Annotated in this window: 22 protein-coding genes; 7 read left to right on the forward strand and 15 right to left on the reverse strand. The window is 60.8% G+C overall.

The window, feature by feature from the left end; genetic code table 11:
* Window positions 1-4 precede the first annotated feature (4 nt).
* From KX928_RS01495 to KX928_RS01510, 4 genes are all read right to left on the reverse strand, one after another.
* Window positions 5-841, reverse strand: coding sequence for an ABC transporter ATP-binding protein (locus KX928_RS01495; RefSeq protein ID WP_219498089.1), 837 nt, complete (start codon window positions 839-841; stop codon window positions 5-7).
* Window positions 842-903: 62 nt separating this feature from the next.
* The gene (locus KX928_RS01500) at window positions 904-2,187 is read right to left on the reverse strand and encodes an ABC transporter substrate-binding protein (protein ID WP_219498091.1); all 1,284 of its coding nucleotides are present in this window, start codon (window positions 2,185-2,187) and stop codon (window positions 904-906) included.
* Window positions 2,188-2,275: 88 nt separating this feature from the next.
* A complete protein-coding gene (locus tag KX928_RS01505; RefSeq protein WP_219498093.1) occupies window positions 2,276-3,352 on the reverse strand; it encodes a branched-chain amino acid ABC transporter permease in 1,077 nt (358 codons plus the stop codon).
* Window positions 3,352-3,729 carry a GFA family protein gene (locus KX928_RS01510; RefSeq protein WP_257883550.1) on the reverse strand — a complete coding sequence of 126 codons (378 nt, stop codon included), beginning with the start codon at window positions 3,727-3,729 and terminating at the stop codon, window positions 3,352-3,354. Before KX928_RS01510 ends, KX928_RS01505 begins: the two co-directional genes overlap by 1 nt.
* Before the next feature lie 141 nt (window positions 3,730-3,870).
* On the opposite strand from KX928_RS01510, the gene KX928_RS01515 reads away from it, so the two are divergent.
* Complete coding sequence (locus KX928_RS01515) at window positions 3,871-4,209, forward strand: SHOCT domain-containing protein (RefSeq protein ID WP_219498095.1); 339 nt, start codon at window positions 3,871-3,873, stop codon at window positions 4,207-4,209.
* A 69-nt stretch (window positions 4,210-4,278) separates the two neighbouring features.
* Here the strand turns inward: KX928_RS01515 and KX928_RS01520 are convergent, their stop codons facing one another.
* The 4 genes from KX928_RS01520 to KX928_RS01535 all read right to left on the reverse strand — a co-directional run bounded on the left by KX928_RS01520 (window position 4,279) and on the right by KX928_RS01535 (window position 7,564).
* Window positions 4,279-5,268, reverse strand: a complete 990-nt coding sequence (locus KX928_RS01520) for a branched-chain amino acid ABC transporter permease (protein ID WP_219498096.1) — start codon at window positions 5,266-5,268, stop codon at window positions 4,279-4,281.
* Window positions 5,268-5,870, reverse strand: a complete 603-nt coding sequence (locus KX928_RS01525) for a hypothetical protein (protein ID WP_219498098.1) — start codon at window positions 5,868-5,870, stop codon at window positions 5,268-5,270. Before KX928_RS01525 ends, KX928_RS01520 begins: the two co-directional genes overlap by 1 nt.
* Before the next feature lie 274 nt (window positions 5,871-6,144).
* Complete coding sequence (locus KX928_RS01530) at window positions 6,145-6,753, reverse strand: hypothetical protein (protein ID WP_219498100.1); 609 nt, start codon at window positions 6,751-6,753, stop codon at window positions 6,145-6,147.
* Window positions 6,746-7,564 carry an ABC transporter ATP-binding protein gene (locus KX928_RS01535; RefSeq protein ID WP_219498101.1) on the reverse strand — a complete coding sequence of 273 codons (819 nt, stop codon included), beginning with the start codon at window positions 7,562-7,564 and terminating at the stop codon, window positions 6,746-6,748. The genes KX928_RS01530 and KX928_RS01535 overlap by 8 nt, the downstream gene beginning before the upstream one ends.
* Window positions 7,565-7,652: 88 nt before the next feature.
* Here KX928_RS01535 and KX928_RS01540 point away from each other — a divergent pair, with 88 nt between their 5' ends.
* The gene (locus tag KX928_RS01540) at window positions 7,653-7,832 is read left to right on the forward strand and encodes a hypothetical protein (RefSeq protein WP_219498103.1); all 180 of its coding nucleotides are present in this window, start codon (window positions 7,653-7,655) and stop codon (window positions 7,830-7,832) included.
* A gap of 68 nt (window positions 7,833-7,900) precedes the next feature.
* On the opposite strand, the gene KX928_RS01545 is transcribed toward KX928_RS01540, so the two are convergent.
* Window positions 7,901-9,871, reverse strand: a complete 1,971-nt coding sequence (locus KX928_RS01545) for an AMP-binding protein (RefSeq protein WP_219498105.1) — start codon at window positions 9,869-9,871, stop codon at window positions 7,901-7,903.
* A 227-nt stretch (window positions 9,872-10,098) separates the two neighbouring features.
* Here KX928_RS01545 and KX928_RS01550 point away from each other — a divergent pair, with 227 nt between their 5' ends.
* Both KX928_RS01550 and KX928_RS01555 read left to right on the forward strand, forming a co-directional pair.
* On the forward strand, window positions 10,099-12,012 hold the full coding sequence (locus KX928_RS01550; RefSeq protein WP_257883480.1) for a PAS-domain containing protein: 1,914 nt from the start codon (window positions 10,099-10,101) through the stop codon (window positions 12,010-12,012).
* Window positions 12,009-12,710 carry a response regulator transcription factor gene (locus KX928_RS01555; protein WP_219498107.1) on the forward strand — a complete coding sequence of 234 codons (702 nt, stop codon included), beginning with the start codon at window positions 12,009-12,011 and terminating at the stop codon, window positions 12,708-12,710. The genes KX928_RS01550 and KX928_RS01555 overlap by 4 nt, the downstream gene beginning before the upstream one ends.
* A gap of 27 nt (window positions 12,711-12,737) precedes the next feature.
* On the opposite strand, the gene KX928_RS01560 is transcribed toward KX928_RS01555, so the two are convergent.
* The 3 genes from KX928_RS01560 to fdhF all read right to left on the reverse strand — a co-directional run bounded on the left by KX928_RS01560 (window position 12,738) and on the right by fdhF (window position 17,379).
* Window positions 12,738-13,928, reverse strand: a complete 1,191-nt coding sequence (locus KX928_RS01560; protein WP_373274783.1) for a hydantoinase/carbamoylase family amidase — start codon at window positions 13,926-13,928, stop codon at window positions 12,738-12,740.
* Window positions 13,929-13,990: 62 nt separating this feature from the next.
* Window positions 13,991-14,533, reverse strand: a complete 543-nt coding sequence (locus KX928_RS01565; RefSeq protein ID WP_219498108.1) for a hypothetical protein — start codon at window positions 14,531-14,533, stop codon at window positions 13,991-13,993.
* 80 nt (window positions 14,534-14,613) lie between these two features.
* Window positions 14,614-17,379 (reverse strand): formate dehydrogenase subunit alpha, encoded by a 2,766-nt coding sequence (fdhF, locus tag KX928_RS01570; protein WP_219498110.1) that lies wholly within the window; start codon window positions 17,377-17,379, stop codon window positions 14,614-14,616.
* 226 nt (window positions 17,380-17,605) lie between these two features.
* Between fdhF and KX928_RS01575 the strand changes: the two genes are divergently transcribed.
* Genes KX928_RS01575 through KX928_RS01585 form a run of 3 tightly spaced genes read left to right on the forward strand, consistent with a single transcriptional unit; the run spans window position 17,606 to window position 19,946 of the window.
* Window positions 17,606-18,259 (forward strand): histidine phosphatase family protein, encoded by a 654-nt coding sequence (locus KX928_RS01575; protein ID WP_219498112.1) that lies wholly within the window; start codon window positions 17,606-17,608, stop codon window positions 18,257-18,259.
* Window positions 18,260-18,270: 11 nt separating this feature from the next.
* Window positions 18,271-18,888 (forward strand): glutathione S-transferase family protein, encoded by a 618-nt coding sequence (locus tag KX928_RS01580; RefSeq protein ID WP_219498114.1) that lies wholly within the window; start codon window positions 18,271-18,273, stop codon window positions 18,886-18,888.
* Between the two features lie 2 nt (window positions 18,889-18,890).
* Window positions 18,891-19,946, forward strand: a complete 1,056-nt coding sequence (locus KX928_RS01585) for a saccharopine dehydrogenase (protein WP_219498115.1) — start codon at window positions 18,891-18,893, stop codon at window positions 19,944-19,946.
* Here KX928_RS01585 and KX928_RS01590 read toward each other — a convergent pair.
* The 3 genes from KX928_RS01590 to KX928_RS01600 are packed head-to-tail and all read right to left on the reverse strand — an operon-like array spanning window position 19,943 to window position 22,437.
* Window positions 19,943-20,674 (reverse strand): SDR family NAD(P)-dependent oxidoreductase, encoded by a 732-nt coding sequence (locus KX928_RS01590; protein ID WP_219498117.1) that lies wholly within the window; start codon window positions 20,672-20,674, stop codon window positions 19,943-19,945. The genes KX928_RS01585 and KX928_RS01590 overlap by 4 nt on opposite strands.
* Window positions 20,671-21,234: a DUF3833 domain-containing protein gene (locus KX928_RS01595; RefSeq protein ID WP_219498119.1), complete on the reverse strand. Its 564-nt coding sequence runs from the start codon at window positions 21,232-21,234 to the stop codon at window positions 20,671-20,673. Before KX928_RS01595 ends, KX928_RS01590 begins: the two co-directional genes overlap by 4 nt.
* A gap of 3 nt (window positions 21,235-21,237) precedes the next feature.
* Complete coding sequence (locus KX928_RS01600; RefSeq protein WP_219500046.1) at window positions 21,238-22,437, reverse strand: MFS transporter; 1,200 nt, start codon at window positions 22,435-22,437, stop codon at window positions 21,238-21,240.
* Between the last annotated feature and the right edge of the window lie 29 nt (window positions 22,438-22,466).

Raw genomic sequence — 22,466 nt, forward strand, 5'->3', positions numbered from 1 at the left:
GGGTTTACGACAGCCAGCGTTTGCGGCGCCGGTAGCTGCGCACATCGCGGAACGACTTGCGCCCCTCTTCCGACATGCCCAGATAGAACTCCTTGACGTCAGGGTTTTCGCGCAGCTCCGCGGCAGGGCCATCCATCACCACGCGGCCCGATTCCAGAATGTAGCCGTAATGCGCAAAGCGCAGCGCCACGTTGGTGTTCTGTTCCGCCAACAGAAAGGTCACGCCTTCGTTTTCATTGACCGATTTCACGATCTCGAAAATCTGCTCCACCAGTTGCGGGGCCAGCCCCATGGAGGGCTCATCCAGCAGGATCGTCTCGGGCCGGGACATCAGCGCCCGCCCGATGGCGCACATCTGCTGTTCCCCCCCCGAGGTGTAGCCAGCCTGTGATTTCCGGCGCTCTTTCAGACGGGGAAAATAATCGTAAACCAGCTCCAGATCAGCCTGGATCGCGGCCTTGCCATCCTTGCGGGTGTAAGCACCGGTCAGCAGGTTTTCCTCAACCGTCAGATGTTCGAAACAATGACGCCCCTCCATCACCTGCACCACCCCGCGTTTCACGGTCTCTGCCGGGTCCTGATGCTGAATAACTTCACCGCGGTAGCGGATCGACCCTTTCGTCACTTCGCCGCGCTCCGAGGCCAGCAGCCCCGAGATCGCCTTGAGGGTGGTCGTCTTGCCCGCCCCGTTCCCGCCCAGCAACGCGGTGATACCGCCCTTGGGAACGTTCAGGCTGACGCCCTTCAACACGAGGATCACGTGGTTGTAGATCACCTCGATATTGTTGACCTCCAGCACCGTATCGGGCTTCGTGTCCTGTTCCTTCGCGGCATCGAGCATGGGGCGGTGACCTTTGTTGTTCACAGTAGGGCCCCGGCGGAAAAACCGCCGGGGCGATGCGTTTAGTTACAGTTGGAGGGGATGTTGTTTTCCGCTTTGTAAGCTGCGGAATCCTCTTCGATCAGAGGTTGTATGACATCCATGTCCGTGGGCGCGAAATCCGCGATCTTGACGAATTCGCCCGCACCGGCATCCCACTGGGTCACCGCGACCATGCCTTCACCGCCATGGTTCTCGCAGGAAACGGAGAACGACGGACCAAAGCCCGGCAGACCCGCCGCCGCCATCACTTCCTCGGTGATTTCCAGCGCTTCCATCCCGTCGCGCATCATGCCCGACGTGATATCGGTGACCCCGTGGATTTCCTGCGCCGTCTTCACCGCTTCTGCGGCCAGCATCGCCGCGTAGATTCCGCGGTTGTATGGCACCGTGCCAAGCTGATCGCCCGCACCGGCGGCCTTGCCGGTATCCACAACGTATTTCTGCAAATCGTCATAGAGCGGGAAATCATCGCCCACCGCCGTCAGCGCCAGCGCCTTGAAGCCGTTGGCCTTGTCACCCGCGGGCTGCACATCGATTTCCGCACCTGACCACCAGATGCCGATGAAATTCTCCATCGGGAACCGGATGTTGGCGGCTTCCTGCACGGCGACCTGGTTCATCACGCCCCAGCCGTACATGATCACGTTGTCCGGCTTTTCACGGCGGATCTGCAACCACTGCGATTTCTGCTCCTGACCGGGGTGATCGACCGCCAGCAGGCTCAGCTCGAACCCGTGCTTTTCGGAGAGTTTCTCCAGCGTCCGGATCGGCTCCTTGCCGTAGGCGGAGTTGTGGTAGACCAGTGCAATTTTCTTGCCCGAAATGTCACCGCCGTTCATGTCCAGAATATGGTTGATCGCCGCCGACGCCCCGTTCCAGTAGTTGGCCGGATAGTTGAAGACATGGCTGAAGACATCGCCGTTTGCAGCAGACGTCCGGCCATACCCCATGGAGTGGATCGGGATGTCATCCGCCGTTGCCTTGGGGATCAGCTGGTAGGTGATCCCGGTGCTGAGCGGCTGATACACAAGCGCGCCTTCACCCTTGGTGCTCTCGTAGCATTCCACACCCTTTTCGGTGTTGTAGCCGGTTTCGCATTCCAGCACGCGGGTCATGACCCCGCCGATGCCGCCGTCACGCTCGTTCAGCAGCGTGAAATAATCCGCATAGCCATCGGCAAACGGAATACCGCCCGCCGCATAAGGTCCGGTGCGGTAGCTCAGCGATGGAAAGACAAGATCCGCCATCACGGGGCTTGCCGCCATCAGGCCGGCCACGGCCATTGTTCCCAGTTTATACTTCATCGGTGTTACCTCCCTTGGTTTTTGTCCGATGTCCCGGTTACCCCGGGGTCTGTCGGGCGGGTTTGCCCGCCGTTTTTCTGTGGCCGCCCTAATGCGGGAATGGCCACAATCTCAGTTTCTCCTTGGCGACGCGCCACAGCTGAGCGAGCCCGTGCGGTTCCGCGATCAGGAACACCACGATCAGCCCGCCGACGATGACAAGGTTCAGGTGCGCCACGATGTCCGTGGGCCAGCCCAGCCAATCGACGCCGATGATCTTCAGCAGCACCGGCAACAGCACCAGAAAGGCCGCCCCTGCAAAGGAGCCGAAAATAGAGCCAAGACCGCCGATGATGATCATGAAGAGCACGAGGAACGACTTGGTGATGCCAAAGGCCTCGCCGACTTCGACAGCCCCCAGATAGATGGCGAAGAACAACGCCCCCGAGATGCCGACGAAGAAGGACGACACCGCAAAGGCGGTCAGTTTGGCCTTAAGCGGGTTCACCCCGATGATTTCAGCCGCGATGTCCATATCCCTGATCGCCATCCACTGCCGCCCCACCGACCCGCGTGTCAGGTTACGCGCGACCACGGCCGAGAAAATCGTGAAGATCAGGCAGAACAGATAGGTGGCCCAGGCTTCGGTATTCGGCCCGGTGATCAGGATGCCAAAGGTATCGCGTTCCGGCGCGTTGATCTGCCCGGAGGCCGAGTAATTGTAGAACCATGATACCCGGTTAAAGAGCCAGACCAGAAAGAACTGTGCCGCCAGCGTCGCCACGGCCAGATAGAATCCCTTGATCCGCAAGGACGGCAGGCCGAACAGCACACCCACCGCTGCCGTGATCGCCCCGGCCAGCAGCACGTGGATGAACATGCTGACCTCGGGAAAACCCGTCATCAGCTTGTAACAGGCATAGGCCCCCACGGCCATGAACCCGCCGGTGCCTAAGGACACCTGCCCGCAATAGCCCACCAGAATGTTCAGCCCGATCGCCGCAATTGCATAGATCAGGAACGGCATGAAGATCGAATTGACCCAGTAGTCATTGATCAGGAACGGAATGACAAAAACAGCAACGAAGAGCACCACGTAATAGCGCCACCGGTCGAACTTGATCGGGAACGTCTGGCTGTCTTCGGGGTAGGTGGTGCTGAAATCACCGGCTTCACGATAGAACATTAGGGGGTCCCCTGATTTTCTGGGTTGTAGTTCACACCGTCCAGCCACGGCACCGGGTCAATGTCGCGAGGGTTGATCCCCTCAAGACCGCCCACGTTTACGCCGAAGTCCGACGTGTCCGAGCTGCGCCTGTGGTGGGTGTAGCAGCCGCAGATGCTGCAAAAGTAATGCTCGGCCCGTCGCGGGCCAAACTGGTACAAGGCAAGCGCCGCGCCACGGATGATCCTGAGATCCCCGTCCCGCACGGAGACGTTCATGGCGCCACGCCGCCTGCAGAAAGAGCAATCGCACCGGCGGGCCGACTCCAGGCCCTCGGCCAGAACCACCTTCAGTTCGTTGGCGCCACAGTGGCACGTCAGACGCATCGGCTCCGCCATTGTCATGCGCGCCCTCCGGGTCCTTGAGGTGCAGGGCGCCGACCCTTGTCACCGTTAACCATTTCACAATCTTTCACGGATTTTCCCAATTTCGCCCCATTTCCCCCGGCAAAACCGTTCGCGGGGGCAGGAGCGGAAGACATGACAGCCATCCTGAAGGATCTGCGCGAGCTCGACACCCGTCTGGCGCGCGGCGAGATTACGGACGTGGAATACACAGCGCAGCGCGCGTTGCTGATCGAAAGCGTCGATGTCGTTGACACCGACTTCGTCGCAACGGGCAGCCCTGCGCCGCCCCCCGAGACGGAGCTTTCCGGCTCCATGACATGGGGTCTCGGCATCGTTATCTGCCTTGGCGTGATCGGCCTGTGCCTTTGCTTCGCGATGCTGGTTTTCGGTGACATGAACCTCGCGCTGACGCTGGGCGTCACGATCCTCGCCGCCCTCACCGTCGCGCTGTTCCGCTCGCTGGAGGAATAATGCCGCGCATTCGGTGCGCCACCCTCAGCGAGGCTCAGAACCTCCTCCGGAGGGGTTGCAAGGCAGCCGTCACACCCGTTCAATGATCTTCTCCCCGAAAAGACCCTGCGGCCGGAACACCAGAAACAGCAGCGCCAGCATATAGGCAAACCAGTTCTCGGTCGCACCGCCGAGATAGGGCGCGCCGATCAGGAACTCGAAAAGCTTCTCGCCCACCCCGATGATCAACCCGCCGACAATCGCGCCGGGGATCGAGGTGAAGCCGCCCAGCATCAGCACCGGCAGCGCCTTCAGCGCGATCAGAGACAGCGAGAACTGCACGCCCGACTTTGCGCCCCACATGATGCCCGCCACAAGGGCGACGAACCCCGCCAGCGACCACACCAGTATCCAGATGAAATTCAGCGACACGCCCACCGACAGCGCCGCCTGATGGTCGTCCGCTACCGCCCGCATCGCGCGGCCCTGCTTTGTGTATTGCGCGAACATCACCAGCGCTGCCACCAGAATGATCGCGACGACGCTCGCCACGATGTCGAGGTTGTCGATGAAGAAGCCATAGCCGAACCAGCCGAAGGTCACCTCATCGATCGTTTCGTTGATCCCCTGCGGCAGGCCCACATCCAGCGTCTTGATGTCGGAGCCCCACATCAGATCGCCGACCCCTTCAAGGAAATAGGCAAGCCCGATGGTGGCCATGAAAAGAATGATCGGCTCCTGCCCGACGAGGTACCTGAAGATGAACCGCTGCACCATCCAGGCCAGCAGGATCATCACCGCAATGGTCAGCAGGATCGCCGCAAGCGCGGGCACGTTCCAGCCGAAATAGTGGATCTCCGTGCCGAAGATCGCATTGATCAGATGCGCAAAGGGGACCTGCCCGTTCATGATCCCGTAAAGGGTCATGGCCGCGAACAGCGCCATGACCCCCTGCGCAAAGTTGAAGATGCCGCTGGCCTTGTAGATCAGGACGAACCCGAGGGCGACCAGCGCATAGAGCACCCCCGCCATCAGCCCGTTGAGAAACACCTCGATGGTAAAGGCCAGCTGTTCCGGCATCAGTTTGCTCCTTGCCCCAGCAGAAGCCGCGTGTGTTCGCGCTCCGGCTGATATGAGACTTTAAGCCGGGTCAGACCCGCCTCGCTCAGGTTCCAGTTCAGGGTGATCTCGGTCACCCGCCCGTCTTCCCGGGGGGCGGCAAGGAACACCGCCGCATAAGCGCGCGGCATCTCGCGTTTCGAGACCGGCTCGAACGGGGCGGTGGCGGCGAACTGCGCCCCTTCTCCCTCGCGCCAGTCGCGATAGGCGATCAGCAGGTCCGAGAACTGCATTCCCGTCATCAATAGCTCGCACGACGGGTATTCATCCCCGTAGACCACCGCCACCTGCGGGTTCGCCGTGGTGCGGTAGCCCAGCGTCACCTGCGTCAGCTCGCTGGCCGCGAACCGCGCCCGCGCGCCGCTGGGAATTTCGCGCAAGGTCGAGCGATCCAGCGAGGCCGGATCGTCCAGATAAGCTGCGCAGTAGGTTTGATAGACGGCGCAGGTCTCTGCCATCGCCGGGGTCGGTTCTCCGCAGAACTGCGGTGCCGCCTCGGCCTGCGCGCCAGTGAACAAGGCACTTCCAAGGGCGCATGCGCCCAGATACAGCCACTTACTCATATGTACCCTCCAAACGGTATACACTATCCGTCTGCACTATTACTCCGGCCTTCATGGACCGGTGTGATGAAAGAGGCAGGGCCACTGGCAGACAAAGCATGCTCATGCCTCCGCCATCGTCATTAGCATACAACCCATCGGCGAGCGGTTAACCATTTGTTCAAAAAATGTAACAGAAAGAGAAGGTTCGTGACCGTATGTTGGGGCTGCATAAAAGGCCGGCGTCCCGTCCCGGTCCGCGCCGATACTCTCCGGCGCGAAGGCATGTCGCGGTTCAGCTCTCACGGTACGTCTCCAGCACGGAATAAGAGCCCGCACGCAGGCCTTCCAGCACAAGCGTCACCTGCAACCGCGGTTCGATCCACTCAAGGCTCAACAGGACAGTTGCCGCGCCGCGCCGCGCCATCTCGTATCGATCCATGCGTATCTGTTCGACAATCCATGCGGCAATCTCATCCCGGTCTTCGATCTTGCCTGCGACGGCACACAACCGGTCACCCGGGGCCAGGGGCGCCGGGTCCAGAATAACCACATCACCCGCCCCCGTCGGGCCATATGCCGAGGCCTCTTGCGAATACGCCGCGGGCAATTGCGCATGCGTGATCCGCGGCAGATCGACAACGACGGCCGGAGAGAAAGCTTCAAAAGCATCGAGACAGCGTGTCTGAAACGTCCGCCAGGCATCGGCATGCGCCGCGCCTGCAGTCAGAAGCAACGCAAGAATGAGCGCACCGCACCCGCGTGCAACCGCCACGCTGCCAAAGCAGGACCGGCTGGTCGGTGACGGGATAACATCTCCGGGCGGTGTACGGCCTGTGCACAGGCGGTGCACAGATGTCATACCGCGTATTCCCGGCATTTCGCGGGTCAGGCGATCAGTCATGCGCGACCCCCAGATAGGCGTCGATCACCGCCTGATTTCCGCGCACCTCGGCGGGTGTGCCATCGCCGATCTTCTTGCCGTAATCCATCACCACGACCCGGTCGCTCAGGTCCATCACCACGCCCATGTCATGCTCAATCAGCGCAATGGTGGTGCCGAACTCGTCGTTCACGTCGAGGATAAAGCGGCTCATGTCCTCCTTCTCCTCCACGTTCATGCCCGCCATCGGCTCGTCGAGCAGCAGAAGCGACGGCTCCGCCGCCAGCGCCCGCGCCAGTTCCACGCGCTTTTTCAACCCGTAAGGCAGGCGCGATACCGGTGTCTTGCGGATCGCTTGGATCTCAAGAAAATCGATAATCTTTTCAGCAACTTCCCGATTCTCGGTTTCTTCCTTTTCGGATTTCCCGACCCAGAGCGCCTGGGAAAACAGCCCCGTCTTCATATGGGTCAGCCGCCCGGTCATCACATTGTCGAGCACGCTCATCCCTTCGAACAAGGCAATGTTCTGAAACGTCCGCGCAATCCCCTGCTGCGCCACCTGATAGGGCTTCATCGGCGGGCGCGGCGCGCCCTTGTAAAACACCTGCCCCTCCTGCGGCACGTAGAACCCCGAGATGACATTGAGCATCGACGATTTGCCCGCCCCATTCGGCCCGATGATCGCCCGGATCTCCCCCTCGCGGATGTCAAAGGAGATATCCTTGATCGCCTCAACCCCCCCGAATCGCAGGGTAATATTGCGCATCTCCATCACGACGCCGCCGATTTTACGGCCGTCCTCGGTGATATATCCGTCGCCCTGATCAAGCATGTTGTGCCCCCATCGTTCCAAGGGTCCGCGAAATATTAACCAATTTCGACTTAAGGTTGTCGAAGGAGCAGCAAGAGGGAACGTCACAATGCGCAAAGATTGGGAACGTAACTGCCTCATGTCGATGGCCGCAAAACGCAAGCGCAAAGGTCTCAGCCGCGCCGAAGCCATCCGCGACATCGAAACCATCCTGTGCGGATTTTCGACGCGATTTCACATCAGCCGGGCCGTCAGTGCCACCTATAACGGACCGTCGGGCGAGTATTAGGTGCTCCATATTCCAGGGCGCCCTGCGGGATGGTGGGTGGGGCGATGGCGCAGCCGAGCGTCGTCCCATCATTCCGCCGCCATCTTGGTAGCGACCGCCTGAACCGCCGCCGACCGCACTTCCAGCGTTGCTGAAATCGATCCCTTGCGGCCGTCTTCATAGGTCACTTCCGTCACCGTGCTGACCTCCGTCGACCCATCGTAAAGAGCTGCGATGATGTCGGCGAATTTCTCCTCGATGATCCGGCGTCGCACCTTGCGCGTCCGCGTGAGTTCGCCGTCATCGGCGTCCAGTTCCTTATGCAGCACCACGAAGCGATGGACCTGGCAGCCTGACAGCATCTCGTCCTGCGCGACCGACCGGTTGACCTCCTCCACGTGCGCCTGGATTGTCTCCATCACTTGGCTGTGCCGCGCCAGTTCCTGATAAGACGCGTAGCCGATGTTATTCCGCTCCGCCCAGTTGCCCACCGCCGTCAGGTCGATGTTGATAAAGGCCGTGCACTCATCCCGCCCGTTCCCGAAAACCACCGCCTCCAGAATATTGGGGAAGAACTTGAGCTTGTTCTCCACGTACTTCGGCGCAAAAAGCGACCCGTCGGCCATTTGCCCCACATCCTTGGCCCGGTCGATGATCCGCAGATGCCCGGTGTTTTCCTCGATGAAACCGGCATCTCCGGTGGCCACCCAGCCTTCCGCATCCTTGGTATCCGCCGTGCTTTCGGCGTTCTTGTAATACTCAACGAAAACACCGGGTGAGCGGTAAAACACCTCGCCATTCTCCGCGATCTTCAGCTCCACGCCCGGGCAACATACCCCGACCGTGTCGCTGCGCACCTCGCCATCCGGCTGCGCGGTGATAAAGACGGTTGCCTCGGTCTGCCCGTACAGCTGTTTGAGGTTGATCCCCAAAGAGCGGTAGAAATCGAAGATTTCCGGCCCAATCGCTTCACCTGCGGTATATCCAACCCGGATGCGACTGAAGCCCAGTGTGTTCTTGAGCGGTCCGTAGATGAGAAACTCGCCGATCTTATACTTGAACCGATCCCACTGGCTCACCGGCTCACCGTCCAGAATCGCCGGACCGACCTTGCGCGCGTGCGCCATGAACGTATCGAACAGCCATCTTTTGAAACGGCTCGCGTCCTCCATCCGGATCATCACGCTTGTCAGCTGCGTCTCGAAAACCCTTGGCGGCGCGAAATAATACGTGGGGCCAATTTCGCGCAGGTCCGTGTGCATGGTTTCGGCGCTCTCCGGGCAGTTGGTGCAGAAACCCGTCCACATCGCCTGACCGACCGAGAAAATGAAATCCCCCACCCACGCCATCGGCAGATAGGCCAGAATATCATCTGTCTGGCGCAGATCATCGAATTCAGAGGATGATTTGGCCGTCTCGATCACATTACGATTGCTCAGGACAACGCCCTTGGGCTTTCCGGTCGTGCCGGAGGTGTAGAGCATCACACAGGTGCTGTCATAGGTCAGTTTCGCCTGCAGCGCGTTGAGCGTCTTGGTCAACTCGTCGCGCTTGGCTCGTCCGGCTTCCTGAACATGCGCATACTGGTGCAGTTTCGAATGATCGTACTTTCGCAATCCCCGCGGGTCGAGATAGATCATCTGCTCGAAATTCGGCAGCTGATCCTGCACCTCGATCACCTTGTCGACCTGCTCCTGATCGCCGACGATCACAAACCGTGCGCCGCAGTGTCCCAGCACATAGGCCATCTCCTCGGCCACAGCATCCTGATAGAGCGGCACAGGGACAGCGCCACACATCTCCGCCGCCACCATGGCCCAGTACAGATAGGGCCGGTTGCGTCCGATAATCGCAACGAAATCGCCCTCCGCCACGCCGAGATCCAACAGGCCAAGCGCCAGCGCTTCGATCTCGTCGCGCGTCTCTTCCCAGGTCCAGGTCTGCCAGATGCCATATTCTTTTTCACGATACGCGGGCGCGTTCGCAAATTCGGTCGCGTTACGATGCAATAGCGCCGGGACGGACTGCGGTCCGTCAGCGCGCGTGGTGCGATTATTCAACTGTTGTCCTCCCAGACCTTGCCTGTCGCTGGCAAGCGCAGCCTTTTGGCTGTCATGTGAATAACAATGTTACTTTTAAGCTTAAGGTCAACTTTTTCGTCATGATTTCTCAATCCTTACGAATTGTTACAAGGTCGCTTTCCCTGCATCGCCGCCAAAAACCAGATTTTCGCGGTCGGTTTCCATGATAGGCTGCTATGGCGATGCCGACATGACAGGAGCGCCCCTTGGCCTTTTCCACCAACAAAACCCAGGAACTGACCGCTGCGGGCCTCAACCTGATCGGTCAGGCGCTGACAATCTACGATTCTGATCTGAAACTGGCGGTGTGCAACGTGCCTTTCCAGCGCATGTTCGATCTGCCGGACGCGCTTGTCACCCCGGGCGCGACCTTCGAAGACACCATCCGGCATCTGGTGCTGCGGGGCGAGTATGGCGAGGTTGCCGACGTCGATGCATTCGTGTCCGAACGCGTCGAACAGGCCCTCGCCTTCGAAGTGCATTACATGGAACGCACGCGGTCAAACGGGCGGGTTATCAGCGTCGAAGGTGCGCCGTTGCCGCAGGGGGGGTGGGTCACGGTCTACACTGATATAACGCGCACCAGACAACAGGAGGCACTGCTGCAAAGCCGCTCGGAAGAGCTGTCTGACCAGTTGATCACCTACGCCGAGGAACTGTCATCAACCAACCGCGAGCTTGCGGCGATGAACGCGGCGCTGGAAGAGGCCAAGCGCGAATTGACCGAGATCGAGGCGCGGACACGCCTCACGACAGAGATGATGCCCGCCCATATTGCCCATGTCGATGCCTCCGGGTACTACACCTACTCCAACCGGCAGCTCAGCGCGGTGATACCGGGCCGCCCGTCGGACATTCATGGCATGCATATCAGCGCAGCCCTCGGCCCTTCTGCCTATGAACGGATCACGCCGCATCTTGAACAAGCCTATTCGGGTCAGGCATCGGTATTCGAGTTTACCGATGATGTCAGCGCACGCCGTATCCGGGCCGCGTTTACGCCTGACGCGCGGGGTGGTGCGTATATCCTGTCAATGGACGTCACCGCAGAGATGCAGGCGCGTGTCGCCATGCAACAGACACGGCGGCGCACTCTGGCCGCGCAGATGACCTCGGGCCTCGCGCATGATTTTTCAAATCTGCTGACGATCATTCTGGGTCTTCAGTCAAAGCTGTTGCGAACACAGCCACTGCCACCAACCGTCACGGAACTGGCCGAGGGCACTTTGGCCGCCGCCCGCCGGGGCGGTGCCCTGCTCAGCAGTATCGCCGGAATGACGGCGCAACGCACCTTGCGCCCGGAAGCCACGGAACTTCACCGGATGATGGCAAACCTTGAAACGCTGGCGGCGCCGACACTGCCCCGGGGCGTGACCCTGCACGTCGAAAACTCCGCCCCTCAAGGCCCTGTCATGCTGGACGCTGGCATGGCGACGGACAGCCTCCTGAACCTGATCCTGAATGCCCGCGACGCCTGCGGTGCAAGCGGCCGGATTTCGGTATCCGTCAAACTGGTGCATGACACGTGGATTGAATGGCTCATCACCGACACCGGGCCGGGGTTCTCCGATCAGGCCCTGAGCCATGGATTCGATCCCTTTTTCACGACCAAGGGCGCGGAAGGTTCGGGCCTTGGATTGCCGATGGTCTACGACATGACCAAACTGGCGGGAGGCGATCTTCGTCTTGAGAATGCACAGACGGGCGCACGCGTTGTTCTGCGGTTGCCCTATCGGCCGGCTGCAAAAGCCGAGAAAGGGCTGGTGCTTCTGGTCGAAGACCGCGACGACCTGAGGGCTATTTACCGCAACATGCTGATAGATCTGGGGCACTCGGTAATCGAGGCGATCAATGCGGACGAGGCCAGCGCGCTGATGGCGGACTTGCCGCAAATCTCCTTTGTTCTGTCGGATGTGCAACTGGCGGGCGAGGCCACCGGCATCGACCTTGCCAAGCGCTTGAGAGGCGTGGTTCCGGTGCTGTTGATGACCTCGCTGCCACCCGATCACGCGCTCTACATCGCGGCGCAGCAAACGGCACCGGTCTTGCGCAAACCGTTTGATTCCGGCGATTTACGGGTTCTATTGGCACCAACACCCCCGGCAGAGATCACCGCATGACGGCACCACTTGTCACGATACTGGATGATGAACCCGCGATTCGCAGTATGCTGACCGACGCGCTGGAAGAGGCCGGGTTTCGCACCCTGAGTTTCGCGCGCGCGCAGGCGTTCAACGCAGCCCTTGCCCAGCACAAGCCCGACGTCTGTCTGGTTGACCTGTCATTGCCCGACACGGACGGGCTGACCCTCGTGCACAAGCTGGCGCTCGAACAGGGGGCCATCGTCATCATCATCTCCGGCCGCGCCCTTGTGCAGGACAAGGTGACCGGGTTGGAACTGGGCGCGGATGACTACATCATCAAACCCTTTGATCCCGCCGAAGTCGTGGCGCGGATCCGGGCGCGGCTGCGCACGTCCAAACCAGCACAAACCGTCGGACAGATTGCCCGGTTCTCCGGATGGCGCGTTTTTTTCGATCAATACATAATGGAAGACGACGATGGCCAGCAGACAGCGTTTTCCCATGCAGAGGGGGAAGTCCTGCGCCTGTTTTTGGAGAATCCGAAACGACTGATCAGCCGTGCGCAGATGCAGGACAGCCTTGGCGGCGCTGCAAGTGAAAGCTTTGACCGCGCGATGGACGTGCGCATTTCGCGGCTGCGGACCAAGCTGCGCGACGATCCCAAGGTGCCGCAACTCATTAAAACCATCTACGGGGCCGGGTACATCTTTCTGGGCGACGTGGAATGGCTTTAGCCAGAGACGGCTTGCAGGCCCGTCTTCTCACAGGGTGGACACGGCACGCGCCAGCACCCGTAGGCCGGTGACGAGATCTTCCTCCCTGGTGTCTTCTTCAAACGCGTGACTGACCCCGTTGATGGAGGGCACAAAGAGCATTGCCGCAGGCATAAGACGCGAAACATTCGTGGTATCATGCAGCGCTCCGGAGGGCATCTCGCGCCAGCGACCGGGCACCACGTGCCCGGCGGCATCCGACAGGGCCGCCCGCAACCTGCCATCCATGACAACCGGGTCGAGGCCCAGCAGCGGGCCATGGGTAAACGTCATCCGGTGCCGCGTCGCGATGTCCACGGCCGCGTCCCGGATGACCTGCTCCATCCGCGTCAGGCGATCCGTGTCCGCATCCCGCCACTGCATCGAAAATGTCGCCTTTCCCGGCACAATCGACGATGCATTGGGATGCAGGGCGATATGACCAATCGTCCAGACTGTCTGCGGCGTCACCACATTGCGCAAGCGGTCGTTCAATAACGTGTTGAATGCCGAAACGGCCTGGAAAGCGTCACGCCGCAGGTGCATCGGGGTGGTACCTGCATGGTTTTGCTGTCCCTCAAAAGTGATGTTCATGTCACGGATGCCAACAATGCCGGTTACAACGCCAATGGCGTCGCCACTGGCATCCAGCACCGGCCCCTGCTCGATGTGCATTTCGATGAACCCGGTGAACTGCCCGGGATCGACGCGCCCCGTCACCATGTCGGCCATCGCCTCTCGCGCATCCGATAGTTGTACTCCGGTATGGTCAAGCAGGGTGCAGGCCCGTGCGTCGCTGAGTTGCCCTGACCAGACAGAGCTGCCCGTCGTGACCCCAAAGCGTCCTTCCTCGTCCTGAAAGGACGCCACTGAAACCTGCGGGCCACCGTTTTCGCGGCTGCTTCTTGCAATCTCCAGACCTGCAATTATCCCCAGCGCCCCGTCGAGCCAGCCGCCCTCCGGCTGGCTGTCCGAGTGTGAGCCCAAAAGCAGCGAAGGTCCCTCGGCCAAGCCGAAGACATTGCCCATCGCATCCACCCTTGCCGTCAGACCGGCTTGCCTGAACTGCCCGGCAAGCCAGCGGCGCGCGGCGATGTCAGCCTCAGAGTAAGCCGGGCGCACGACACCTCTGCCCACGCCCGCAGCGCCAAAGCTGCGCAAATGATGGAGGTTCGACAAGAAGCGATCAGGGTTGATCATGGGGCACATCCGACCTGGTGAAGGTGTGGCCTGCATACCCTCTGACACGCGGAATTTGAAGGTCAGTCGATAACGCCCGTCGTCGGGAACCCGCATTGCTCGGCCATTTTGCCATAGGCTGCGGTAAAGCCGGCAAGCGATGCGCCATAGACCACCTCCCCGTCGAGGGTGATCCAGAGCACGCCGGCCCGACGCATGGTTTGCAGCAGGCCAAGGCTGTCGTTCTGGTGGGCGCGCGCAACCGCCTGTGCAAACCCCTCGTCATCGAAACCGGCGGTCACAAACCCTTCGGTGCGCCAATCGACATCAAACACGAAAAGGACACGCGCACCATCCTGCATAACGGTGCCATAACCGCGCGGGGCATGTTCATGCAGTTCGGGGCCGGGGTAGTAAAAGGGTGGTGCTGCGTCGCCGTTGGAGAGCGTAATGGAAAGGGTCGGGTCACCGTCCCCTCCGGTCGACGCGGTACAGGTGATACGCAGGTCTTCCCCGGTATCGACCTGCTCAACCCAGACGGTCCAATCCTTGTAATCCCAGTATTGGCTTTCCGCCTGAGCCGCCATCGCCCAGAGGCTCGCCAAACCCGCCAAAAGACCACGCATCCCACGCCCCCCGTTTCCAACTGTCTGTCAGACGAGATAGGCGATCGCCTTAAAGAAAAGATTTACGACATCCCGCCCGACTATTCGGCCGCGATGTCGCTTTCCGCTTTTTCCACGCGTACGGCAGAAAACTTGAATTCCGGAATCTTGCCGTATGGATCAATCGCCGGGTTGGTCAGAACATTTGCCGCGGCTTCTACATAGGCAAAGGGCACGAACACCATATCGGGTGCAACCGCGCGGTCCTCGCGCGCCATGATCGAAATGCTACCGCGTTTGGTGGTCAGGACAACATGTTCGCCCGGTGCCACGCCCAGCTTGCGCAACGTGCTGGGGTGCAAAGAGCAGTTCGCCTCGGGTTCCAACCCATCCAGAACGGCCGACCGGCGGGTCATGGATCCGGTGTGCCAGTGTTCCAGCTGACGGCCCGTGGTCAGGATCATCGGGTAGTCGGCATCCGGCACGTCATCGGGTGCGATCACGCTCGCCGGGGTGAACCGGGCACGGCCATCGGGGCGCGGGAAACCTTCGCCGAAAACAATCGCCTGACCGGGGTCTTCAGGGCTGAGCGATGGGTAGGTCACGGCGTTTTGTTCCATCAGCCGTTCCCAGGTGATGTTTTCCAGGCTGCGCATGTTCTGCTTCATCTCGGCAAACACGTCAGCGGGGCTTTCATAGCTCCACCCAAGGCCAAGACGCTTGGCCAATTCCACCTCGATCCACCAGTCCTCGCGCGCCTCGCCGGGCGGCGGCACCGCAGGGCGCCCCATCTGAACCTGACGGTTGGTATTGGTCACCGTGCCGGATTTCTCGGCAAAGGCGCTTGCGGGCAGGATCACGTCAGCATAATTCGCCGTCTCGGTGATAAAGATATCCTGCACCACAAGGTGGTCCAGTTTCGCCAGAGCACTGCGCGCATGTTCCACGTCCGGGTCGGACATGGCCGGGTTTTCGCCGAGCACATACATCCCCTTGATCGCGCCATCGTGCACAGCATCCATGATCTCGGTTACGGTCAGGCCCTTCTCCTTGGAGAAGTCCTCCGATCCCCAGACCGAGGTGAAGGCTGCGCGCACGCCGTCGTCGGTCACCGGCTGGTAATCCGGCAGGAACATCGGGATCAAACCCGCATCGGATGCCCCTTGAACGTTGTTCTGACCGCGTAGCGGATGCAGGCCCGAACCCGGCCGCCCCACCTGCCCCGTCATCAACGCCAGGGAGATCAGACAGCGGGAGTTATCCGTGCCATGAATATGCTGAGAAACCCCCATCCCCCAGAAGATCATTGCCGCCTTGGCACCGGCAAAGGTTCGGGCCACATCGCGCAGCACCTCCGCTTCGATCCCGCAGATCGGGGCCATCGCTTCGGGTGAGAAATCCGCCAGATGCGCTTTTTCCGCCCCCCAGTTCTCGGTGTAGGCGTCGATGTATTGCTGATCGTACAAGCCTTCCTCGACGATTGTATGCATGATCGCGTTCAGCATCGACACATCCGCGCCCGGGCGGAATTGCAGCATGTGGCTGGCAAAGCGTTTCAGCGCCTGACCGCGCGGGTCCATCACGATCAGCTTCCCGCCACGCTTGGTGAACTGCTTGAAAAAGGTCGCGGCGACGGGGTGATTCTCGACCGGATTGGCCCCGATCACGATCGCCACATCGGCGTTTTCTATCTCGTTGAAGGTCGCCGTCACTGCGCCGGAGCCTACGTTCTCCATCAGCGCGGCCACCGAGGAAGCGTGGCAAAGCCGCGTGCAGTGGTCGACGTTGTTATGGCCAAAGCCCTGACGGATCAGCTTCTGGAAGAGATACGCTTCCTCGTTCGTGCATTTGGCAGATCCGAATCCTGCAATCTCGCGGCCCCGTCCTTTCATGCCCGCAGCGGCGAAATCCAGCGCTTCGTCCCAGCTCGCCTCCCGGAAGTGGGTCTGCCAGTTTTCCGGGTCCACGTTAAGGCCCTTCCCGGGCGCATCCTCGCGCCGGATGAGCGGTTTGGTCACGCGGTGTTTGTGGTGGATGTAATCAAAGCCAAAGCGCCCTTTAACACACAGCCGCCCCTCGTTCGCCGGACCGTTGATGCCATCGACATATTTGACCTTGCCGTCCTTGACCTTGAGCGACACTTGGCAACCGACGCCACAGAACGGGCAGATGCTCTCAACCTCGCTGTCGTAATCCGCACTGTCGCCGACCTGGTTCTCGTCCACCACCGTCGCGGGCATCAGGGCGCCCGTCGGGCAAGCCTGCACACATTCGCCACAGGCCACGCAGGAGCTGTCGCCCATGGGGTCGGCCATATCAAACGTCGGGTATGCGTCATGTCCGCGTCCCGCCATGCCGATCACGTCATTGACCTGCACTTCGCGACAGGCCCGCACGCAAAGCCCGCACTGGATGCAGGCATCGAGGTTTACGGACATTGCCACATGACTGTCATCAAGCAAGGGGATGCGGCCGTCTTCAAGCTTTGGAAAGCGGCTTTCCGACACACCGTTCAACGCCGCCATCTCCCACAGGTGGCTGGACCGGTCGTGCGCAACCTCCTGCTCGGGCTGATCAGCCAGCAGCATCTCAACGACCATCTTGCGCGCACCTTCTGCCCGCGCGGAGTTGGTGGTCACCACCATGCCGTCCGCAGGCTCGCGAATGCAGGAAGCGGCCAACGTGCGCTCGCCCTCGATCTCCACCATGCAGGCGCGGCAGTTGCCATCGGGCCGGTATCCGGGCGCGGGCTTGTGGCAGAGATGCGGGATCACGAGGCCACGCCCGTTGGCGACCTCCCAGATCGTCATGCCCGCGTCGGCCTGAACTTCCTGTCCATCCAGCGTGAATGTGATTTTGCCCGACATCGGCGCATGTCTCCTCAGATTCTTTTGCCAACTATACGGATCACCCGGCGCGTTCAGCACCCCAATCCCGACACATCCCACCAGATTTCCGCCAGATCCGTTTCCCATGGGAAAACCCGGGTCCCGATCCACCCCGCACCGCTGGAAAAACACTCAGGCTGTACGGCCACCCTTCCAACCCCGCGGACAGTCGCCTAGAAAAGCGGGAACAGCGACGAAAGCAGATATGTCCCATATTACCCTCATCCGCCACGGTCAGGCAAACTCCGGCGCACAGGACGAAGCCAGCTATGACAAGCTGAGCGCCCTGGGGCACCAGCAATCCCAATGGCTTGGGGATCATCTGCGCGCCCAGCGACAACATCATGCGCGGTTGTATACCGGCACGCTGAAACGACACATGGAAACGGCCGCCTCCATGCAAACCGGTCTTGAGCCGATAGAAGATGCGCGCCTGAACGAGCTGGAATACCTGACGCTGGCGAGAGCCCTGGAGTCTGAAAAAGGTGTTCCGTTTCCACAGGATCAGGCCGCTTTCACATCACATCTGCCCCAGGTTTTCGCGGCCTGGCAAAATGACGAAATCAAGGGCGCGCCGGAACGCTTCGCCGATTTCGAAGCGCGGGTACTGGCTGCAATCAAGGAAATCGCACAGGGCGAAGGTCCTGCGCTGGTGGTAACGTCAGGCGGGTTGATCTCGATGGTGATGCGGCAGGTGCTGCGGCTCGACATTCACGCAACGGCGCATATGGCGCTGGCGATCTACAACACATCGCAGCATCGCCTGTTTCCCATCGGGGGCAATCTCTCCCCGACGATGTTCAACGCCATTCCACATCTGGAAAACCCAGACCGGCACTACGCCCAAACCCACGTTTGAAAGGTCATCCAATGCGTCTCTACTATGCTCCCCGCACGATTTCGATTGCCGTTGCCATCGCCCTGGAAGAAGCGGGCCTGGCCTATGAGTCCACGCCCTTGGATTTCACATCGGCGGAGCAGACCAAGGAACCCTACCTGACGCTCAACCCCAAGGGCCGGGTGCCGACGCTGGAAACCGACGATGGTGTCTTGCTGACCGAAACCGGCGCGCTGCTGGAGTATATCGCAACGCTGGCGCCCGAGGCAAAGCTGGTGCCCGAGGATCCTGTGCGCGCGGCCGAGATGCGCAGCGTGATGTATTATCTCGCGTCGACCATGCACGTCAATCACGCCCACATGCGCCGCGGCGACCGGTGGGCAACACAGCAATCGAGCTTTGACGACATGGCCGCCAAGGTGCCGGAAACGATGGCCGGGAGCGCGCGCTACCTCTCCGATCACTGTCTGCGGGGTGACTTCGTCCTGGGCGCCGGGTTTTCGCTGGCCGACCCCTATGCCTACATGCTGTGCAGCTGGTTACCGAGGGACGATGTCGCCCTGTCCGGCTTTCCGAAGATCGCGGCCTATCTGGATCGGATGAACGCCCGGCCCTCGGTGCAGGCGGTGACCGCGAAAGGGATGCTCTGATCATGACGCATCTGTGGGTTCGCGCCGAACAGCGCGCCAATGAGACACGGGTCGGCCTCACCCCAGTGGGGGCCGCGGATCTGCTCGCGGCGGGCTTCGATGTAACGGTCGAGGAATCGCCCAGCCGGGTCATCGGGGATGCCGCATACCGGCAGGCCGGATGCACGATGGCCGCGCCGCACACGTGGCCGCAGGCCCCCGCCGACGCCATTATCTTCGGCCTCAAGGAATTGCCGGAGGTAGATACACCCCTGACCCACAGACACATCATGTTCGGCCATGCCTTCAAGGGTCAGCCAGCCGGGTTGCGGCTGCTGGACCGGTTTCGCCGGGGGGACGGCACGCTGCTGGATCTGGAGTACCTGACCGATGAAGACGGTCGCAGGCTGGCCGCTTTTGGCTATTGGGCAGGATACGCAGGTGCTGCCGTCGCCCTAAAATGCTGGGCGGCACAGCAAAACGGGTCGATTGCCGGGGCTTTGAGCGCTTACCAAAGTTCCACGGCGCTGCTGTCGGAATTGCAGGCTGATCTGGTGGCGACCGGCAGTCACCGGCCCACTGCGCTGATCATCGGGGCCCTGGGGCGCGTTGGCACCGGTGTTGCGGATCTGTGCACCGCGATGGGCGTTCCGACAACCAAATGGGACATGGCAGAAACTGCCACCGGCGGGCCGTTTCCGGAAGTCTTCGCACATGACCTGTTTTTCAATTGCGTGCTGGCGCGCCCCGGCACGCCCGTTTTCGTGCCCGCTGACACGGTTTCGCGGCAACGGAAGCTGAGCGTCATTGCAGACATCGCCTGTGACCCCGACAGCGATTTCTCCCCGATCAAAGTATACGACAAGACAACGACCTGGGATCGTCCGGCCCTGAGGGTGCACGACACCCCGGTTCTGGATTTCACCGCCATCGACAATCTGCCATCGATGCTGCCCCTTGAAAGCAGCGAGGACTATGCCGATCAACTGTTGCCGGTCCTCAAGACGCTGGCACAGCCCGACGCGCCGGTCTGGTCACGGGCCGCTGCCACTTTCGCGCAGCACGTCGCCAGACTTTAGGAGAACACGCGGTAGTAGAGCCAATCCGGCAAAAACTGGCTTCCCCGGAACACCAGAGAAAAAAGCCGGGGGAAGCTGACTTTGAACTTGCTGGTATTCATCTGCCGGTACATCTCTTCCGCCGCTTCTTCGGGCGTCATGATAAATGGCATCCGGAAGGTGTTCTTCTCGGTCAGCTGTGTCTTGATGAAGCCGGGATTGGACAGCTGAACCTGCACCCCGGTATCCCGCAGATCGGCGTATATGCATTCGGCCAACGACATCGTGCCCGCCTTGGATGCTGTGTAGCCGATCGACCCCGGCAACCCGCGAAAGCCGCTCAGACTGCCGGTCACCACGATATGGCCCGCATCACGCGACACCATGTCCGGCACAACCTGACCCAGGACGCGGACAAGCCCTGTGAAATTGATATCAGCCATCGCGGTTGCCTGATCACTGTTCCAGGCTTCGGCGCCAAAAGGCCAGTAGACACCCGCCAGATACACCACGCCATCGATCCGCCCCACCGCGGCAGCGGCGGTTTTCACGCTTTCGTCACTCGCGACATCCACCGTCTGGTATGATCCTTCGCCGAGCAATTCGGCCACCAGTTGCTTCAGCTTGTCTTCTGACCGTGCCGACACGATGACATGCGCGCCCGCCTTGCTCAGGCGTTTGGCGAGCGCGGCCCCCAGACCGTCGCTGGCCCCAACGAGCCAGTATCTCTTGCCTGACCAGTCCTTCATTGAGCGCCTTTCGGTCTCATCGTGGCAACCAGTTCGGCGACCTTGACACCGAACTTGCGAAACTGGGAGCGGTTCATGATCGTGCCATTCGGCGTCAGGTACATCCAGTCCACTGTATCCAGAATGTGACCTCCGGAGGCCTCGGGCAGTCTGATCTTGTACTTCAGCAGGACGGTAGGCCCGGTCTGGCACCCCGATCCCTCACCCACCACATCATCGGCGGTGGCGCGAATGGATCCGTCGTCTCCCACCGTGAGGTGCCACTCACGGTCCTGAATGCTGCCGTCGTCATAGGTGAACCGCTCTTTCATCGACCCGGAATTGCCGGACCACGATGCCTCGAAATCCGCGACAAAACGGCTGCTCACACGTCCAAAAGGACCATAGATGACGCCCTCGCAGAGGATTGGCCCGTCAAGATGCTGCCGCACATCGAAGGCAGGCGCGGCATCTTCGTAATCTTCCGGTTTCTGTGCCGCGAAGCCCATCCAGCGCCGCAGGCACCAAACGCCGGTCACCCCAAGAGCGATGCCGATGATCACGTAAATCCAATCACTCATCCGTCAAACCTCTCTCAGATTGGTTACTGCCAACAGGGCAACCGCGACAAGTTTCAAAACACAGGGCACCGCTGCGTAGAGCAGGGCGAGCAGCGCCAACGCCTTTTGCGGGTTGTCCGCAGCGCTGCCGCTCTGAAATCCGGCCTGCTCCAACAGCGGCAGCAATGTGACCGCCGCAAATGCCAGGGTAAGCTTGGACACGAAAGACCACAGGCCAAAGCCTTCCGCAGCGGAGGGCGATATCTGGGCCAGACGTTCGGCAAAGAGTGCGGGCAACAAGGTCAGGTCCGCACCCAAGGTCGCACCGGATGCCACGCAGATGAGTGCGAACAGAACCCAATCACCCGGCCCGAGGGTTAGGGTCAGTCCAAAGGCCCCGATGGCAAGGATCATCGCAAGGATCAGCACGTCCTTCGCGCCGAAGCGTTCGGCCATTTTCCCCCAGAACGGCGCCGCGACCGCTGCTGACAGGAAAAAGACCAGTAAGAGCGGACCTTCCAAACCGGGTGATTCCAGTCTGCTTTCAACGAAGAACAAAAACAGCGTCGAGCTTACCGCGACCGGCGCTGCATTCACCAAGGCGATCAGCAGCAGCCTGCGGGCCAGCCTGTCTTTCAGAACGGTGCCAAACCCGGTGGAGGGCGCTGTGCCCGCCATGCTCCACTCAGGGCGCATCACCAGCGCCGCCAAAAGCGCAAGGCAGGCAAAGCCGGCTGCAAACCAGCCAAACGGCGTGTCAACGTAAGCGGCAAGTCCCACCGGCGCCACGGCCGCAATGCAGACGCCGATCAACGCCCCGCTTTCGCGCCATCGGGCCAGCTTCAGATGACCTTGACCGGACAGCTGCGATGCTTTCAGGACGCCCTGCGCATAGAAGTTGATGGTCAGGAAGCTGAAGGCCGAAAACACCAATGTCAGCGTCACGCCGAACCAGATCAACGGAGGCAGCAAAGGCGGCACCGCAAACAGTCCGATCATCGCAGCGGCGATCAGCGCACACCCGATGAGCACGTTCGCCGCGCGGCGGTCACGCGTTCTCTCGGCCAGCTTTCCCAACAGCGGATCCTGCACCACATCGAGCAACCGCAACCCAAAGAGAACCGCCCCCAATGCCGCAAGAGACACGCCGTATTCATCGACATAGAATTTCGGAGCATGGATATAGATCGGCAGACCCGCGGCAGACAGCAGGGCCGCGAACATCGAATAGGCTGGCAGCCGTTCAGCGTGTT

The organism is Roseobacter insulae (assembly GCF_019375555.1).
GTDB lineage: Bacteria > Pseudomonadota > Alphaproteobacteria > Rhodobacterales > Rhodobacteraceae > Roseobacter > Roseobacter insulae.

Coding starts and splice junctions, on each gene's coding strand:
- KX928_RS01510 (WP_257883550.1), bottom strand. CDS start 3,729: ATGGCGGAGCCGATGCGTCTGACGTGCCACTGTGGCGCCAACGAACTG.
- KX928_RS01520 (WP_219498096.1), bottom strand. CDS start 5,268: ATGCCGGAACAGCTGGCCTTTACCATCGAGGTGTTTCTCAACGGGCTG.
- KX928_RS01585 (WP_219498115.1), top strand. CDS start 18,891: ATGACGCATCTGTGGGTTCGCGCCGAACAGCGCGCCAATGAGACACGG.
- KX928_RS01555 (WP_219498107.1), top strand. CDS start 12,009: ATGACGGCACCACTTGTCACGATACTGGATGATGAACCCGCGATTCGC.
- KX928_RS01505 (WP_219498093.1), bottom strand. CDS start 3,352: ATGTTCTATCGTGAAGCCGGTGATTTCAGCACCACCTACCCCGAAGAC.
- KX928_RS01500 (WP_219498091.1), bottom strand. CDS start 2,187: ATGAAGTATAAACTGGGAACAATGGCCGTGGCCGGCCTGATGGCGGCA.
- KX928_RS01565 (WP_219498108.1), bottom strand. CDS start 14,533: ATGCGTGGTCTTTTGGCGGGTTTGGCGAGCCTCTGGGCGATGGCGGCT.
- KX928_RS01515 (WP_219498095.1), top strand. CDS start 3,871: ATGACAGCCATCCTGAAGGATCTGCGCGAGCTCGACACCCGTCTGGCG.
- KX928_RS01530 (WP_219498100.1), bottom strand. CDS start 6,753: ATGACTGATCGCCTGACCCGCGAAATGCCGGGAATACGCGGTATGACA.
- KX928_RS01575 (WP_219498112.1), top strand. CDS start 17,606: ATGTCCCATATTACCCTCATCCGCCACGGTCAGGCAAACTCCGGCGCA.
- KX928_RS01525 (WP_219498098.1), bottom strand. CDS start 5,870: ATGAGTAAGTGGCTGTATCTGGGCGCATGCGCCCTTGGAAGTGCCTTG.
- KX928_RS01535 (WP_219498101.1), bottom strand. CDS start 7,564: ATGCTTGATCAGGGCGACGGATATATCACCGAGGACGGCCGTAAAATC.
- KX928_RS01595 (WP_219498119.1), bottom strand. CDS start 21,234: ATGAGTGATTGGATTTACGTGATCATCGGCATCGCTCTTGGGGTGACC.
- KX928_RS01580 (WP_219498114.1), top strand. CDS start 18,271: ATGCGTCTCTACTATGCTCCCCGCACGATTTCGATTGCCGTTGCCATC.
- KX928_RS01600 (WP_219500046.1), bottom strand. CDS start 22,437: ATGTTCGCGGCCCTGCTGTCTGCCGCGGGTCTGCCGATCTATATCCAT.
- KX928_RS01495 (WP_219498089.1), bottom strand. CDS start 841: ATGCTCGATGCCGCGAAGGAACAGGACACGAAGCCCGATACGGTGCTG.
- KX928_RS01590 (WP_219498117.1), bottom strand. CDS start 20,674: ATGAAGGACTGGTCAGGCAAGAGATACTGGCTCGTTGGGGCCAGCGAC.
- KX928_RS01540 (WP_219498103.1), top strand. CDS start 7,653: ATGCGCAAAGATTGGGAACGTAACTGCCTCATGTCGATGGCCGCAAAA.
- KX928_RS01560 (WP_373274783.1), bottom strand. CDS start 13,928: ATGATCAACCCTGATCGCTTCTTGTCGAACCTCCATCATTTGCGCAGC.
- fdhF (WP_219498110.1), bottom strand. CDS start 17,379: ATGTCGGGCAAAATCACATTCACGCTGGATGGACAGGAAGTTCAGGCC.